15 protein-coding genes are annotated in these 14,366 nt (G+C 70.0%); 10 read left to right on the top strand and 5 right to left on the bottom strand.

Going from position 1 to position 14,366, the window contains the following annotated elements; translation table 11 throughout:
• Positions 1-29 precede the first annotated feature (29 nt).
• From GEV07_14865 to GEV07_14840, 6 genes are read left to right on the top strand one after another with little or no spacing between them, the layout of a single operon-like run.
• Positions 30-353 (top strand): Na+/H+ antiporter subunit C, encoded by a 324-nt coding sequence (locus GEV07_14865; protein ID MQA03943.1) that lies wholly within the window; start codon positions 30-32, stop codon positions 351-353.
• Positions 350-1,825 (top strand): monovalent cation/H+ antiporter subunit D family protein, encoded by a 1,476-nt coding sequence (locus tag GEV07_14860; protein ID MQA03942.1) that lies wholly within the window; start codon positions 350-352, stop codon positions 1,823-1,825. Before GEV07_14865 ends, GEV07_14860 begins: the two co-directional genes overlap by 4 nt.
• A complete protein-coding gene (locus GEV07_14855) occupies positions 1,822-3,300 on the top strand; it encodes a monovalent cation/H+ antiporter subunit D family protein (GenBank protein ID MQA03941.1) in 1,479 nt (492 codons plus the stop codon). Before GEV07_14860 ends, GEV07_14855 begins: the two co-directional genes overlap by 4 nt.
• Positions 3,297-3,584, top strand: coding sequence for a hypothetical protein (locus GEV07_14850; protein ID MQA03940.1), 288 nt, complete (start codon positions 3,297-3,299; stop codon positions 3,582-3,584). Before GEV07_14855 ends, GEV07_14850 begins: the two co-directional genes overlap by 4 nt.
• Entirely contained in the window at positions 3,574-5,274 is a 1,701-nt protein-coding gene (locus GEV07_14845) for a Na(+)/H(+) antiporter subunit D (GenBank protein MQA03939.1), read from the top strand. The genes GEV07_14850 and GEV07_14845 overlap by 11 nt, the downstream gene beginning before the upstream one ends.
• Positions 5,275-5,290: 16 nt before the next feature.
• Positions 5,291-6,265 (top strand): prolyl oligopeptidase family serine peptidase, encoded by a 975-nt coding sequence (locus tag GEV07_14840; GenBank protein ID MQA03938.1) that lies wholly within the window; start codon positions 5,291-5,293, stop codon positions 6,263-6,265.
• On the opposite strand, the gene GEV07_14835 is transcribed toward GEV07_14840, so the two are convergent.
• From GEV07_14835 to GEV07_14815, 5 genes are all read right to left on the bottom strand, one after another.
• Complete coding sequence (locus GEV07_14835) at positions 6,262-6,645, bottom strand: ACT domain-containing protein (GenBank protein MQA03937.1); 384 nt, start codon at positions 6,643-6,645, stop codon at positions 6,262-6,264. The two genes, GEV07_14840 and GEV07_14835, sit on opposite strands and share 4 nt — an antisense overlap.
• Positions 6,642-7,241, bottom strand: a complete 600-nt coding sequence (locus tag GEV07_14830) for a TetR family transcriptional regulator (GenBank protein ID MQA03936.1) — start codon at positions 7,239-7,241, stop codon at positions 6,642-6,644. Before GEV07_14830 ends, GEV07_14835 begins: the two co-directional genes overlap by 4 nt.
• Positions 7,242-7,347: 106 nt before the next feature.
• Positions 7,348-7,671, bottom strand: a complete 324-nt coding sequence (locus GEV07_14825; GenBank protein ID MQA03935.1) for a hypothetical protein — start codon at positions 7,669-7,671, stop codon at positions 7,348-7,350.
• Between the two features lie 57 nt (positions 7,672-7,728).
• Positions 7,729-8,922 carry a winged helix DNA-binding domain-containing protein gene (locus GEV07_14820; protein ID MQA03934.1) on the bottom strand — a complete coding sequence of 398 codons (1,194 nt, stop codon included), beginning with the start codon at positions 8,920-8,922 and terminating at the stop codon, positions 7,729-7,731.
• Between the two features lie 3 nt (positions 8,923-8,925).
• Positions 8,926-9,843, bottom strand: a complete 918-nt coding sequence (locus GEV07_14815) for an LLM class flavin-dependent oxidoreductase (protein ID MQA03933.1) — start codon at positions 9,841-9,843, stop codon at positions 8,926-8,928.
• A 136-nt stretch (positions 9,844-9,979) separates the two neighbouring features.
• Between GEV07_14815 and GEV07_14810 the strand changes: the two genes are divergently transcribed.
• The 4 genes from GEV07_14810 to GEV07_14795 are packed head-to-tail and all read left to right on the top strand — an operon-like array spanning position 9,980 to position 14,365.
• Positions 9,980-10,660, top strand: coding sequence for an FCD domain-containing protein (locus tag GEV07_14810; protein ID MQA03932.1), 681 nt, complete (start codon positions 9,980-9,982; stop codon positions 10,658-10,660).
• Entirely contained in the window at positions 10,657-12,291 is a 1,635-nt protein-coding gene (locus GEV07_14805; GenBank protein MQA03931.1) for a thiamine pyrophosphate-binding protein, read from the top strand. Before GEV07_14810 ends, GEV07_14805 begins: the two co-directional genes overlap by 4 nt.
• Entirely contained in the window at positions 12,288-13,433 is a 1,146-nt protein-coding gene (locus GEV07_14800; GenBank protein MQA03930.1) for a mandelate racemase/muconate lactonizing enzyme family protein, read from the top strand. Before GEV07_14805 ends, GEV07_14800 begins: the two co-directional genes overlap by 4 nt.
• A complete protein-coding gene (locus GEV07_14795) occupies positions 13,430-14,365 on the top strand; it encodes an NAD-dependent epimerase/dehydratase family protein (GenBank protein MQA03929.1) in 936 nt (311 codons plus the stop codon). The genes GEV07_14800 and GEV07_14795 overlap by 4 nt, the downstream gene beginning before the upstream one ends.
• The last annotated feature ends 1 nt before the right edge of the window (position 14,366 follow it).

Raw genomic sequence — 14,366 nt, 5'->3', positions numbered from 1 at the left:
ACTACACCTACTGGCTCGTCTTCGGGTTGATGATCATCGGCCTCTACACGGTGCTCAGCCACGGCAACCTGGTGAAGAAGCTGATCGGGCTCAACCTGTTCCAGGCATCGGTCTTCTTGCTCTACATCAGCTTCGGCAAGGTCGTCGGCGGCACCGCACCGATCATCGAGAAGGGCTTCGAGGTCTACTCGAACCCGTTGCCGCACGTGCTGATCCTCACCGCGATCGTGGTCGGCGTGGCGACCACGGCGCTCGGTCTCGCGCTGGCCGTACGGATCTTCAACGCCTACGGGACGCTGGAAGAGGACGAGGCGATCGCCGCCGAGGAGTCCGACGGCGCGGCGGCGTCATGACCGCTCACCTCCCGGCACTTCAGGTGCTGCTGCCCCTGCTGTGTGCGCCAATGTGCGTGCTGGTCCGGCACCGCCTGGTCGCCTGGCTGTTCTTCCTGCTGGCCACCGTGAGCGCGCTCGCGTGTGCCGTGCTGCTTGCGGTCCGGGTGTCCGGCGGCAGGGAGCTGCACTACGCGATGGGCGGCTGGGAACCACCCGTCGGGATCGAGTACGTCATCGACGCGGCGAACGTCCCGGTGCTGATCCTGGTCTCCGGCATCGGCTTCGTGGTGGGGATCTACGCCAAGCGCAGCATCGAGGCGGAGATCGACCGTCACCGCATCCCGCTGGTGTACGCCTGCGCGTGCCTGACCTTCACCGGTCTGCTCGGTGTCACGGCGACAGGTGACGCCTTCAACGCGTTCGTCTTCTTCGAGATCGCGTCGCTCTCCTCGTACGCGCTGATCGCGATGGGACGGCGGCGCCGGGCGCTGCTGGCGGCGTTCAGGTACCTGATCATCGGCACCATCGGCGCGACCTTCCTGCTGATCGGCATCGGACTGGCGTACGCGGTCACCGGCACGCTGAACATGGCCGACCTCGCGGCCCGGCTGCCCGACGTCTACGGCAACCGTGCGCTGACCGCTGCGGTCGCGTTCACGTTCGTCGGCCTCTGCGTGAAGATGGCCGTCTTCCCGCTGCACGCGTGGCTGCCCGACGCCTACGCGGAGGCGCCCTCGGCGCTGAGCACGTTCTTCGCGGCGACCAGCACGAAGGTGGCGATCTACGCGTTCATGCGGTTCGCCTACACGGTCTTCGGCGTCACGCTGGTCTTCCGGATGCTGCCGGTGGACACCATCGGCATGGTCATCGGCAGCGCCGGCATGGTCATCGGCGCGGCGGTCGCCTGCTTCCAGAAGGACCTGAAGTACCTGCTGGCCTGGTCGAGTGTGGGCCAGATCGGTTACATCGTGGTCGGGTTCAGCTTGCACAGCGTCGGCGGTCTCACCGCCGCCTACCTGCACCTGGTCAACCACGGCGTGACGAAGGCGGCGCTGTTCGCCGTGGCCGGCATGTTGCTGCTGCGCCTGGGTTCGGTGCGGCTCAGTGCGCTCGCCGGGCTCGGCCGCCGGATGCCGTGGACGTTCGCCGCCATCGTGCTCGCCGGCCTCGGACTGGTCGGTGTGCCGCCGACCGCGGGCTTCGTGAGCAAGTGGGCGCTTGTGGTCGCGCTCGTGACCGACGGCAAATGGGTGCTCGTCGCGGTCGTGCTTGTGAGCTCGTTGCTCGCGCTGGTCTACGTCGGCCGCATCGTCGAGGTCTGCTGGTTCAGGGAGGCGCCGGCGACCGGACCGGTCGAGTCGCCGCCGGCGTCGATGGTGGCGGCCACCTGGCTGTTGGTGCTCGCATCCCTGTACCTGGGCATCGACCCGGCGCGGCTGGACAGCCTTGCGGAGGGCGCTGCCAGGGCGCTGCTCGGGGGTGCGTCATGACCGCCCAGCTCGGCTGGCTGACGCCCGAGCACGCCGCTGTGCTCCCCACCACTGTTGCGCTGCCGGTCGTTGCGGCGTTCGTCGTGCTCCTTCTGCGCAACAAGCCGAATGTCCGCGAACTGGTGTCGCTCGTCGCGGGCGTCGCCGTCGCTGCGCTCGTGGTGAGCCTGTGGCCGGTGGTCGGTGACGACCTGCAGTTCGAGATGTGGACGTGGCTGCCCGGGCTGTCGCTGGCTTTCCGGTTGGAACCACTCGGCTTGCTGTTCGCGACGGTCGCCGGCGTGCTGTGGCCGGTGACCACGCTGTACTCGATCGGCTACATGCGCGGCAACAGGGAGCAGCGGCAGGCCCGCTTCTACTGCTTCTTCGCGCTGGCGATCGCCGCGGCACTGTGGATCGCGTTCTCCGCGAACCTGGTGACGCTGTTCATCGGCTACGAGATGCTGACCTTGGCGACCTGGCCACTGGTCACCCATCACGATGACGAGAAGGCCAAGCGCGGTGGCCGGGTCTACCTGGTCATCCTGCTGACCACGTCGATCTGCCTGCTGCTGCCGGCGATCATCTGGACCTGGTTGATCGCCGGCACCACCGACTTCGTCGAAGGCGGCATCCTGCGGGCCCGCGCCGGCCCGGGGATCATGACGGTCCTCGTCTTCCTGTACGCGTTCGGCATCGGCAAGGCCGCGTTGATGCCGTTCCACTGGTGGCTGCCCTCGGCCATGGTGGCGCCTACGCCGGTCTCCGCGTTGCTGCACGCGGTCGCCGTGGTCAAGGCCGGCGTGTTCGCGGTGCTGAAGATCGTCATCTACATCTTCGGCATCGACGCGCTGCGCAGCGCCGACGCGGCGACGCCGATGATGTGGGTGACGGCGTTCACGTTGCTCGTCGCAGGGCTCGTGGCCATCACGAGGGACAACCTGAAGGCGCGGTTGGCGTACTCGACGGTGAGCCAGCTCGCGTACATAGTGCTGGCGGCGATGCTCGCGAACGACGTCGCCGCCGCAGGCGGGGCGTTGCACATCGTCACGCACGCGGTCGGCAAGATCACGCTCTTCTTCTGTGCCGGCGCTATCCATACGGCTGCGCACAAGACGAAGGTCAGCGAGCTGGACGGGCTCGGCCGGGCGATGCCGTGGACGTTCGGCGCGTTCTTCATCGCCTCGGTGTCCATCGTCGGGCTGCCGCCGCTCGGCGGCACCTGGAGCAAGTGGTTGCTGTTGCTCGGTGCTGCGAAGGACATCCAGCCGGTGATGGTGATCCTGCTGCTGCTCGGCTCGCTGCTGGCTCTGGCGTACCTGATGCCGATCCCGATCCGGGCGTTCTTCCGGCCGCCGCCGCAGCCGTTGCACCACGGCGAGGCGCCGGTCGCGTGTGTGGTGCCGCTGGTCCTCACCGCGCTCGCCGGCGTCGCGCTGTTCTTCTTCCCGGACGCGTTGATCGCGCCCATCTCCGAGGTCTTGGGGGCGCCATGAAGGATGACCACCGCTGGCTCGACGAGCCGCGCAACGTGACGCGTATCGTCTACGCGCTGTTCATCGTGTGTGGACTGCTGCTCGCCGCCGACCTGTTCTACGACAAGCATCCCCATTTCTCTGCGGAGGGCTGGTTCGGGTTCTACGGGGTGTTCGGCTTCGTAGGCAGCTTCCTGCTGGTGCTGACGGCCAAGGAGCTGCGCCGGGTGCTGCGCAGGGACGAGGACTACTACGACCCGAAGGTAGAGCACGACCAGAAAGAACAGGCGCGCGATGACGAGTAATCCCGCGCTCCTGCTCATCCTCGGAGCCATCCCCGTGCCGCTGCTGCGGCGCTGGCTCCGCGGTGCGTGGATGCTCGTGCTCCCTGTCGCCGGCATGGCGTTGCTCTGGACGCTGCCGGAGGGGAGCGCGGGCGAGCTCGAGCTGCTCGGGATGACGTTGGAACCCCTGCGGGTGGACGCGCTCGGCCGCGTCTTCGCGACGGTCTTCCTCATCGCCGCACTGTTGTGCGTGATCTACTCGCTGCACGTCCGTGACACGGTGCAGCAGGTGTCCACGTTGGTGTACGCGGGCTCCGCGGTCGGTGGTGCACTCGCCGGCGACATGGTCACCATGTTCGTGTTCTGGGAGCTCGCCGGGCTCTCGTCGGTCTTCCTCATCTGGGCGCGGCGCAACGAACGCAGCTTCCGCGCGGGCGTCAGGTACCTCGCCGCGCAGGTGTTGTCCGGGCTGTTGATGCTCGCCGGCATCATCGTGCGGCTCAACGCCGGCTACGACCTGCAGTTCGACGCCATCGGTGTCGACAACACCGGCGGCGTGCTGATCCTGCTTGCGATCGGGATCAAGTGCGCGTTCCCCGTGCTGCACTCGTGGCTGCAGGACACGTACCCGGAGGCCACGGTCATCGGCACCGTGGTGCTTTCCGCGTTCACCACCAAGTTCGCGATCTACGCGCTGGCCCGTGGTTTCCCGGGCACCGAGCTGCTCATCGTGGTCGGCGCGATCATGACCTGCTTCCCGATCTTCTTCGCGGTGATCGAGAACGACCTGCGACGCGTGCTCGCGTACAGCATGATCAACCAGCTCGGCTTCATGGTCGTCGGCGTCGGCATGGGTGGCGCGCTGGGCATCAACGGCGCCGCGGCACACGCCTTTGCTGACGTCATCTTCAAGGGTCTGCTCTTCATGAGCATGGGTGCGGTGCTGCTACGCACCGGAACGGTGAAGGGTTCGGAGCTAGGCGGTCTCTACAAGTCCATGCCCCAGACGACCGTGCTGTGCATGATCGGTGCGGCGTCGATCTCCGCGTTCCCGCTCTTCTCCGGGTTCGCGACCAAGTCGATGATCATGCAGGCGGTGGCCGAGGACCACCGCACGGTCATCTGGGGGCTGCTGCTGTTCGCCTCGGCCGGTGTCTTCCACCACGCCGGTATCAAGATCCCGTTCTTCGCGTTCTTCGCGCACGACCGCGGCTACCGCGTCGACGAAGCGCCGATCAACATGCGCGTCGCCATGGGCATCGCGGCACTCATCTGCATCGGCATCGGTGTGGCACCCGACCTGCTGTACGGCATCCTGCCGTACCCGGTCGACTACGTGCCCTACACGACGGCGCACGTCGTCAACCAGCTCCAGCTGCTCGTGCTCGCGTCACTCGCGTTCACCGTCCTCATGCGCACCGGCCTGTACCCACCGGAGCTGCGCTCGGTGAACCTGGACGCGGACGCGGTCTACCGGAAGCTGTGGCCGGCGGCCTGGCGGGGCTCCGTGCGCGGCGTGGCGTGGGCCCGTGACCGGCTCGCCGTCAGCCTGGTGCCGGTAGCGAAACGCACCGTCGTCGCGTTGGCCCGGCCGCTGCACTCCGGCGGAGTGCTCAACAGTGCATGGTCGACGAGCGCGATGGTGTGGTTGGTCGTGCTGTTGCTCGGCTTGGTGCTGTTGGCTTCGTTCCTGCGTTCGGTAGTGGGCTAGCTTCCTGGAGGTTCCGGTGCCACATTTCGATCTCGGTCTGGACGAGCTCCGTGCGTACCGGTCGAAGGTCGAGCGACCGGGCGATTTCGACGCGTTCTGGAGCGCTTCGTTGCAATCGGTGCGCGGCCACCCGATCGACGTCTCGTGGACGCCGCACGACACCGGCCTGCGGTTGCTTGACACCTTCGACGTGCGGTTCGCCGGCTGGGACGGCCAGCCGGTGCACGGGTGGCTGCACGTGCCGGCAGGTGCAGCTGTGCCGTTGCCCGTCGTGGTGCAGTACATCGGTTACGGCAGCGGCCGTGGCCTCGCCCACCAGAACACGTTGTGGGCGCAGGCGGGCTACGCGCACTTCGTGATGGACACCAGGGGACAGGGCAGTGCCGGCACGCCGGGCGACACCGGCGACCCCGAGCCGTCGGGCGCGAACGCCCACCATCCCGGCTTCATGACGCGCGGCATCCTCGACCGGGAGACGTACTACTACCGCAGGGTCTTCGTCGACGCCGTCCGTGCGGTCGATGCCGTGGGCGAGCACCCTGCGGTGGACGTCGCGAACGTAGTGGTCACCGGTGGCAGTCAGGGCGGCGGCATCACGCTGGCCGTGGCCGCCCTGCGCAACGACGTGCGGGCGGCGCTGCCCGACGTACCGTTCCTCTGCGACTTCCGCCGTGCCGTCGAGCTCGTCGACAGCGACCCGTACGCCGAGATCCGCCGCTACCTGAAGGTGCACCGTGACCACGTCGACCGGGTCTTCCGCACACTGGCGTACTTCGACGGCGTCAACCTGGCGCCCGCCGCGACCGCACCGGCGTTGTTCTCCGTCGGCCTGATGGACGAGATCTGCCCGCCGTCGACAGTGTTCGCCGCCTACAACGCGTACGGTGGGCCGCGCGACATCGAGGTGTACCCGTACAACGAGCACGAGGGTGGCGAAGCCTTCCACGAGGTGAAGAAGCTCGCCTTCGTGCGCGAGGTGCTCGGCCGCTAGGACGCGTCGACCGTGTGGCCGGCGGCGCGCAGGGTGTCGACGGTTGCCGGCAGGTCGGCCGCGGCCACGAGCACGTAGTCGGTGTCGTACGTCGAGAGCGCGAAGATCGGGATGCCGGCGGCGGCCAGCGGGTCGGCGATCGCGGCGAGCACGCCGGTGAGCGTGAAGTCGAGCGGCCCGCGTACCCGCAGTGCGCGCCACCCTGCTTCCACCGTGCTTGCCGCCGGCGCCAGCGTCGCCGGGCACACGACGGACACCTCGTCCGCGGTGCGGGTGACGGAGTACAGCGCGGCAGGCGCCGGTGGCACCGCGACTGCCGCGTCCGCAGGCAGCCGGCACACCGCGAGCTCGTCCGCGAGCACGTCGAGCGTCACCGTCATCCGGTGGACCCGAGCCCGGCGGCGACGATGCGTGCTGCCGCGTGTAGGTCCGGCTGCGGGCCGTCGAACCGCCGTGAGTTCGCCTCGAACAGCATCACCGAGACGTACGTCTCCGCGGCGTCCCTGCGCCGGGACGGGTCGAGCGGCTTGCCCGAAGCGGCGTCGAGTACTGCCTCGGTGAGGTCGATGAGTCCCTTGGCCAGCCAGCGCAGGTGGCCCTGCACGTCCGGATGGGTGTCCACCTCACGCATCAGCACTGCGCGAAGCACGACCGACTCGTGGCGCCCGAGGTCGAGCCTGGTGGCGAGGCGTCGCAGCGACCCGGTGATGTCGCCGGGCTGGGCGAGTCCGTCCAGCTGACACAGCGGTGCCGCCGGCAGCCGTTCGCGAAGCAGGGTGAGCAGGATGTCGATCTTCTTGGGGAAGTAGTAGAACAGCAGGCCCTTGGGCGTGTGTGCCGCGTGCGCGATACGTGCCGTGGGTGTCGCGGCGAAGCCGCCGGCGGCGAACATCTCCTCGGCGGCGTCCAGGATGCGTTCCCGGGCAGCGATCTCGGCGGCCTTGTCCTTCTTCGCACGCTTCGCCGTGACCTTCATGCCGCCTCCGCCGCCGTGGGATGAGCGGGTCGGGGGCCAAGTGACCCACCGACCCGCGTGCTACCGGCCGATGATCGCGGCTGCCCGCGGTCATCCGCAAGCGGAGTCAGCCCTGAGGGACCGCCTTGTCGTGCGCCTTGCTGCTCGCCGGAACGGCCCACAGCCCGGCGACGACCGCGAGTGCGCCGGCGATCCAAGCGGTCCACGACATGGCGGTCGTGTCGCCGAAGTACAGCAGCGCCCAAGGCGAGATGAACACGAGGACGCCGAGCGCGGCGTGGATCCATTCCAACGCGACCAAGCCGGGAGCGGCCAGTGACCACAGGGCTGCGGCCGCGAGAAGGACACCGAAGATGACGAGCGACGTCGTCGCCATTGCCGTGGTCGGAGTCCAGATCGGTGACAGGATCGCGTACGCCCCGATCACCAGGGCGGCCCAGTCCTGCCAGCGTGTCCACTTACGCATGGAGATCTCACCCACTTCGTTTCAGAGGGGATCCGTCGATCTCCGGCGGATCACTACGCCTCCCAAGTTAGGCTTGATTGACCGCCCGGTCAAGTTAGTGTTGCACCTGCTGAGGCGGGGGTTCCCTGGACGGGTCAAGTGGTGAGCTCGCGCTCGAGCGGGGGTGCGGAAGCGCGGCGTGATGCGGGCGGGGCCGAGCCACGTCTGCAGCGCGCCGGCGGCCTCGTGCACGGCGTCGGTAGCGCTCGTCCCGACGTCGTCGAACAGCGCGTCGCGGTGCGGCCCGAGGAACCAGTCGCGTCCGGTCCAGCCCATCGCCGTGGGGTCGAGTGCGGGCAGCAGCGCGACCCACGGTGGCGGGGTGGCGACCTGGTCGACGTCGTCCGCGAGCAGGTAGCCGGTGCCGTTCGACAGCTCGACCTCGACGACGTCGAGCCCGGCGAGTGCTCGCCTGGTCTGGGTGAGGGTCCAGCCCGTCCACCACTTCAGGTCCGCCTCGGTGGCCGGCCCGTATGCCCACAGCCAGCGGCGTGCCAGTGTGCTGCGGGCCGCGTCGGTGTCGAGGTCGGGCAGCGGGCCGGTGGGCAGCCACGTGTCCGTCGACGCCCAGCGGTACTGCGTGCTCAGCCACGAGCCCCTTGGCCGGCCGCGGATGGCCTCGCCGTCGGCGGCGAGCAGGAACAGCACTCGGGTGGCCGCCCCCTGCTCGGCCTGCCACCTCCCGCTCCCGACCAGGATCTTGCGGCCCAGCTCGGGTACGTCCTCGGTCAGCTCCGAGGCGGTGGCCTCGCCGCGGGCACGCAGTGCGTCGAGGGTGTCGCGCTCGACGCGGCGCAACCAGCGCTGCGGTGACGTGGTGAAGCCGGTCTGTGCCACGAACTCAAGCAGCTTCGTACGTTCCTTCGCCGCGACAGCTTTCGTGCATGCGGCGTGGACGACCGGCACGAGGTCGGTGGGCGTGACGAACATCGTGCGGCGCATGCCGAGCATCCGGACCACAGAACGCTCGACGTACAGCGCCTGCTCGACGTCCTCGACGGCAGTGCCGTTGCCGCGGGCCCTGGCCGACAGGAACACCGACGCCGGGTCGGTGGCGTGCAGGGCGAGCACGGCCTCGGCCGCGTCGACCGGCGACCGGCCTGCCGTCTGCGGCGTGAGCCGGTGCCTTACGGCCAACCGTGCCCGGCGCTGCTCGTCGGTGATCGTCGGCGGCATCGGTCAGGCCAGGCGGGGGAGGACGTCGGCGGCGAGCCGCTCCAGCTGCTCGGCGTAGTCGAACAGCGGGTTGACGAGGATCAGCTCGGCGCCGGCTTCGCGCACCCGTTCAAGCTCCCGCACGCAGATGTCCGGCGGACCGACGACGGCGACCGGTGAGAGCCTCTTGCCGAACTCGCCGTAGACCGCGACCAGTGCGTCGTCCATCCGCTGCCTGGCCCGGTCGGCGTCGTCGTCGACCGCGATGTAGACGCGCTTCGCGATGCGGAACTCCGCCGGGTCGCGGTCGAACTCCGCGAGGTGGCGCCGGACGACCGGCACCTGCTCGACGAACTGGTCGGTGGTGGACGAGCCGGCGCCGAAGAACCCGTCGGCGAGGCGGGCGGTGCGCCGCAGGGCGTCCGGATGGCTGGCGCCGAACCAGACCGGCGGGTGCGGCTGCTGGAACGGCTTCGGCTCCATGCCGGCGTCGTCGAGCTGCCAGAACCGACCGTCGAACGTCACCCGCTCCTGCGTCCACAGCGCCTTCATCAGCCGCAGGCCCTCGGTCAGCCTGGCCACCCTGGTGCCAGGGTCGACCTCGTATGCGGAGTACTGCACCCGCGGCGCCCCGACGCCGAGGCCGGCCTCCAGCCGACCCCGGCTGAGCTGGTCGAGCGTGCTCAGCGTCTTCGCCAGGTGCACCGGGTTGTGCAGCGCAGCGACGTAGACCACGCAGCCCAGCCGGAGCCGCTCGGTGACGGCGGCCGCATGGCTCAGCACCTCGTTCGCCGCGAGGAACGGGGTGGCGCCGAGCACCTGCTCCATTGTCCACGCGCTGTCGAAGCCGAGCTCCTCCGCCCGGGTGAGGTAGGTGCGGAACGCGACCGGGTCGAAGGCGTTCGTGGTCGTCAGCTGCGGGATGGAGATGCCGAATCGCATGGGCTGCGCCTTCTGGTCGGAAGCATGATCACCCCTAGCTTGCCCCACGGGCGCAACCGCCCGCCGCGGTCGGTCATCGGCTCCCGGACGGTCGCCGCACTTGACAAGATCTTAGTTCCTAGATCATATAGGATCCATGAATCGTCAGGCGACGCCTCTGTCGCGCGACGCGTTGGCCGACCGGGTGTACGGCCTGCTGCGCTCGCGGATCATCGATCTGCAGCTCCCACCGGGCGAGCGGCTCAACATCGACCGCCTCGCGCAGGATGTCGGCGTCAGCCACACACCCCTGCGGGAGGCGTTGAACCGGCTGGCGTCTGAGCGGCTGGTGAGCGCGGAGCCGTACCGCGGGTTCACCGTCACTCCGCTGCTCGACGAGACGGGGCTGCGGCAGCTGCTCGACGGTCGCGAGGTCATCGAGTGCGGGGCGCTGGAGCGCGCAGCCGACCAGATCACCGCGGCCGAGCTGACGGAGCTCGACGCGATCACCGGACAGCTGGACGAGCTGGCCGCGGCCGACGAGCTCGACGTGCGCGAGTTCAACGAGCTGGATGCGCGGTTCCACCGGCTCACCGTCGCGGCCTGCAGGAACCCGTTCCTGCTGGACGCCTACGACGACCTGAAGGTGCACGCGCAGCTCGCCCGGCTGTACCAGGGGCGCTCGGTCGTGCAGGCCCGCCGCGCCAACGACGAGCACCGGCGCTTCCTGGAGGCGCTGCGCGGTGGTGACGTGGCCGGGCTGCTGGCCGCCGCGCGCGACCACATCAACGGCGTCTACCGCCGGCTCGCCAGCGAGGACACCGGGGAGGACGGATGACGGGCAACGCAGGCGACGCGGTCGTCGAGCTGCTCGCCGCCGCCGGCGTGCGGCGCTTCTACACCGTGCCTGGTGAGAGCTTCCTCGAACTGATCGACGCGGCGCACCGGCACCCGGACATCACGCTCGTCTCCACCAGGCACGAGTCCGGTGCCGCGTTCATGGCCGAGGCGGAGGGCAAGCTCACCGGCCGGCCGGCGGTAGCGCTCGGCACCCGCGCCGTCGGGGCATCGAACCTGGCCATCGGTGTGCACACCGCGCGACAGGACTCCACCCCGATGCTGGTGCTGCTCGGCCAGGTCGAGACGCCGCACCTCGGCAAGGAGGCGTTCCAAGAGGTCGACCTGCCGCGGTTCTTCGCCGAGATCACCACGTACGCGACGACGGTCACCCGCGCCGACCGCGCCGCGGCGACCGTCGGGGAGGCGCTGCGGCGCAGCACCCTCGGGCGGCCAGGTCCTGCGATGGTGGCGTTCCCTGCCGACGTGCTCGCGGGTGAGTGCCCGCCAGCCGCCGTCCCGGTACCCACGCCGCCGTCGCCGCGTCCGTCGCCGGCGGAGGTCACCGCTGTCGCCGCCGCACTGGCGGACGCCGAGCGTCCGGTCGCCATCCTCGGCCGCGGCGCACACGACCTGCACGATCCGCTTGTCCGGCTGGCCGAGGCGTACGGCCTGGGCGTCTATGCCGGCTTCAGGCGGCAGGACGCGTTCCCGAACAGCCACCAGAACTACCTCGGCCACCTCGGCCTCGGCACGCCGCCGCCGCTGCTGGAGCCGCTGCGCGCCGCGGACCTGGTGCTGGCGCTCGGCTGCCGGCTCAGCGAGATCACCACCCAGGCCTATGCACTGCCCGCACCCGGCGCGCGGGTGATCCAGGTGGACGTCGCCGCCGAGTCGATCGGCGCGGTCGTGCCGGTCGAGCGGGGTGTCGTCGCCACCGTCGAGGCGTTCGCCGACGCGCTGCTCGACCGCCCGGTCGAGCCGCACCGCCGCGACTGGACGCGCGCGCACCGTACGTACCTCGACCTCTCCGACCCTGACGGCTACACCACGGAGCACGGCGTCCACCCCGCGCAGGTGGTTGCCGCGATGCACAGGCAACTGCCGGACGACGTCGTGCTCACCAGCGACGCCGGCAACTTCTCGGTGTTCGGCCACAGCTACTGGCGGTTCGAGCACGCACGAACGCAGCTCGCGCCCACCTCGGGTGCCATGGGGTACGGCCTGCCCGCGGCGATCGGCGCCGCGCTCGCCGAGCCGCACCGCAACGCCGTCGCGCTCTGCGGCGACGGTGGTTTCCTGATGACCGGTCAGGAGCTGGAGACCGCAAGTCGGATGGGCGCTCCGGTGCTGACGATCGTGTTCCAGAACGGCTTGTACGGCACCATCGCGCTGCACCAGGCACGTGCGAACGGTCGGCCGAGCGCGGTGGACATCGGCCCGGTGGATGTGGCCGGGTACGCGCGTGCGTTGGGCGCCGAGGCCGCGACCGTGAACACCGCCGACGAGTTGGACGAACAGCTCGCTGCCGCGAAGGACTTCGACCGGCCGCGAGTGCTCGCCGTACGCACCGATCCCGACGTCCTCACGCCCGCGGCGCGGATGTCCGAACTGCTGGGGGAACGCGGATGAGTCTGCCCACGGTGAAGAGCATCGAGTCGGTGCCGCTGGTGTACCAGCTCCCGGACGGCGCGGCGTACGGCTCGGCGCGCGGCCGGTTGCCGGCCCGGCAGTCGACGCTGGTGCGGTTGACGACGAGTGACGGTGTCATCGGCTGGGGCGAGGCGTTCGGTTCGGTCGACGTGGTCGGCGCATGCGTGCGGGAGCTGGCCCCGACGGTCATCGACCGGCAGCTCGACTCGGCCAGCGGCTGGTTCACCCACCACCTGCAGCGCAGCTACCACTCCACGTACGGCGGTCCGCACGTCGCCGCGGCCAGCGCGCTCGACGTCGCGATGTGGGATGCCCTCGGGCGGACGCTCGGCGTCAGTGTCGGCAGGCTGCTCGGCGGCAGGGTGCGCGACCGGGTGACCGCGTACGCGTCGACCGGCTACGTCACCGCGACCCGCGACCTCGCGGCGTTCGTCGACGAGATCACCGCCGCGGTCGAGCAGGGCTTCGACGCGGTGAAGATCAAGCTCGGCCTGGGGCCTGCCGAGGACCGGCGCAGGGTCGAAGCGACGCGCGAGGTGATCGGTGCGGACCGTGCGCTGATGGTCGACTTCAACGGCAACTACTCCGCGGACGTCGCGTTGCGGGTGCTGCGCGGCCTCGACGACCTCGACCTCGCCTGGGCCGAAGAACCCGTGCCGCCCGAGGACGTCGGCGGCATGCGGCTGGTACGTGCCGCCGGCGTGCCGACGGCCAGCGGCGAGGCGCTCTACACGAGGTTCGGTTTCCGTGACCTCATCGCCGAACGGCTCGTCGACGTCGTGCAGCCCGACGTCTGCAAGTGTGGCGGGCTGAGCGAGGCGAGGGTCATCGCACACCTCGCGCAGACCTGGAACGTCCGCTTCAGCCCGCACGTGTGGTGCGGCGTGGTCGGGCAGGCGGCGTCGCTGCAGCTGCTGGCCGCCGTGCCCGACTACCCGGCTCCGGAACACGTGTCGGAGCCGCTGCGGTTCGAGTTCGACCGGGGGCCGAACGCGTTGCGCGACGAGCTGGCGCTGCAACCGCTGCAGGTGTCCGCGGGCGTCGTCACCATCCCGGACGCGCCAGGGCTCGGCGTGGAGCTGGACGAGCAGGCGATCGAACGGCTGCGGAGCGACCGGTGAACGGTACGTTGTTGATCACCGGAGGTGCCGGCTTCGTCGGCCAAGCCGTCGCGGCGGCCGCACTCGACCACGGGTACGCGCCGGTACTCGTCGACGTCCACGAACCGCGACGGCTGCGTCCGGAGCTTACCGAGGTGCCGAGGCACACCCTCGACCTCACCGACGCGACTGCGGTAACCGAGACGGCGCAACGGATCCGGCCACGGGCGATCGTGCACCTCGCCGCGTACGGCGAGGGCGGGGCCGGGTTGGCAAGCGGCGCGAGTCAGCGTCCGGACCGCGCGGCACACGTCAACGTCTGTGGCTTCGTACACGCCGTGCAGGCCGCGGCCGCGGTCGGCTGCCGGGTGGTCTGGTCGAGCAGCACCACCGTGTACGGCCCACCGGAGCAGTACGCCGGAGACGTCGACGAGACCGCACCTGTGCACCCGGCCAGTGTCTACGGCGCGTCGAAGGTCGCCTGCGAGGAGCTCGGCCGGGTGCTGGCTGCGCAGCTCAGCGTCGAGACGACGGCGCTGCGGCTGCCGCTGGTGTACGGACCGGGACGGTGGTACGGCGGTAGCCAGCAGTCGCTCGTGCGCTTCGTCGCTGACCTGGTGGCGGACGAGCCGGCGCGGATCGAGGCGTGGACCGACGTCGCCGACTGGATGCACGTCGACGACGCCGCGTCGGCGGTGCTGGCCGCCGTGGCCGTCGCGGAGCCGCACCAGGTCTACAACGTCACCGGTCACCGCGGCAGCCTCGCGGAACTGGCCACCGAGCTCGCCGCGGCCGCTGGTGCTGTCGCGGACGTGGCCGCCGGCACGGTCGCCGGCGTGCGACTACCGCTGCTCGACACCAGACGGGCGGAGAGGCACCTGGCCTTCCGCCCGCGGTATGCCGACGCAGCCATGGGGGCAGCCCATTACCTGCACACGGAAAGGCAGCGATGAG

It is taken from the genome of Streptosporangiales bacterium (genome assembly GCA_009379825.1).
Taxonomy (GTDB): Bacteria; Actinomycetota; Actinomycetes; order Streptosporangiales; family WHST01; genus WHST01.
Note: the sequence above shows the minus strand (reverse complement) of the source record. Positions and strands in the feature narration are given on the sequence as shown.

Coding starts and splice junctions, on each gene's coding strand:
- GEV07_14835 (MQA03937.1), bottom strand. CDS start 6,645: ATGACGGTGACGCTCGACGTGCTCGCGGACGAGCTCGCGGTGTGCCGG.
- GEV07_14830 (MQA03936.1), bottom strand. CDS start 7,241: ATGAAGGTCACGGCGAAGCGTGCGAAGAAGGACAAGGCCGCCGAGATC.
- GEV07_14845 (MQA03939.1), top strand. CDS start 3,574: ATGACGAGTAATCCCGCGCTCCTGCTCATCCTCGGAGCCATCCCCGTG.
- GEV07_14855 (MQA03941.1), top strand. CDS start 1,822: ATGACCGCCCAGCTCGGCTGGCTGACGCCCGAGCACGCCGCTGTGCTC.
- GEV07_14815 (MQA03933.1), bottom strand. CDS start 9,843: ATGCGATTCGGCATCTCCATCCCGCAGCTGACGACCACGAACGCCTTC.
- GEV07_14805 (MQA03931.1), top strand. CDS start 10,657: ATGACGGGCAACGCAGGCGACGCGGTCGTCGAGCTGCTCGCCGCCGCC.
- GEV07_14860 (MQA03942.1), top strand. CDS start 350: ATGACCGCTCACCTCCCGGCACTTCAGGTGCTGCTGCCCCTGCTGTGT.
- GEV07_14850 (MQA03940.1), top strand. CDS start 3,297: ATGAAGGATGACCACCGCTGGCTCGACGAGCCGCGCAACGTGACGCGT.
- GEV07_14865 (MQA03943.1), top strand. CDS start 30: ATGATCATCGGCCTCTACACGGTGCTCAGCCACGGCAACCTGGTGAAG.
- GEV07_14820 (MQA03934.1), bottom strand. CDS start 8,922: ATGCCGCCGACGATCACCGACGAGCAGCGCCGGGCACGGTTGGCCGTA.
- GEV07_14800 (MQA03930.1), top strand. CDS start 12,288: ATGAGTCTGCCCACGGTGAAGAGCATCGAGTCGGTGCCGCTGGTGTAC.
- GEV07_14810 (MQA03932.1), top strand. CDS start 9,980: ATGAATCGTCAGGCGACGCCTCTGTCGCGCGACGCGTTGGCCGACCGG.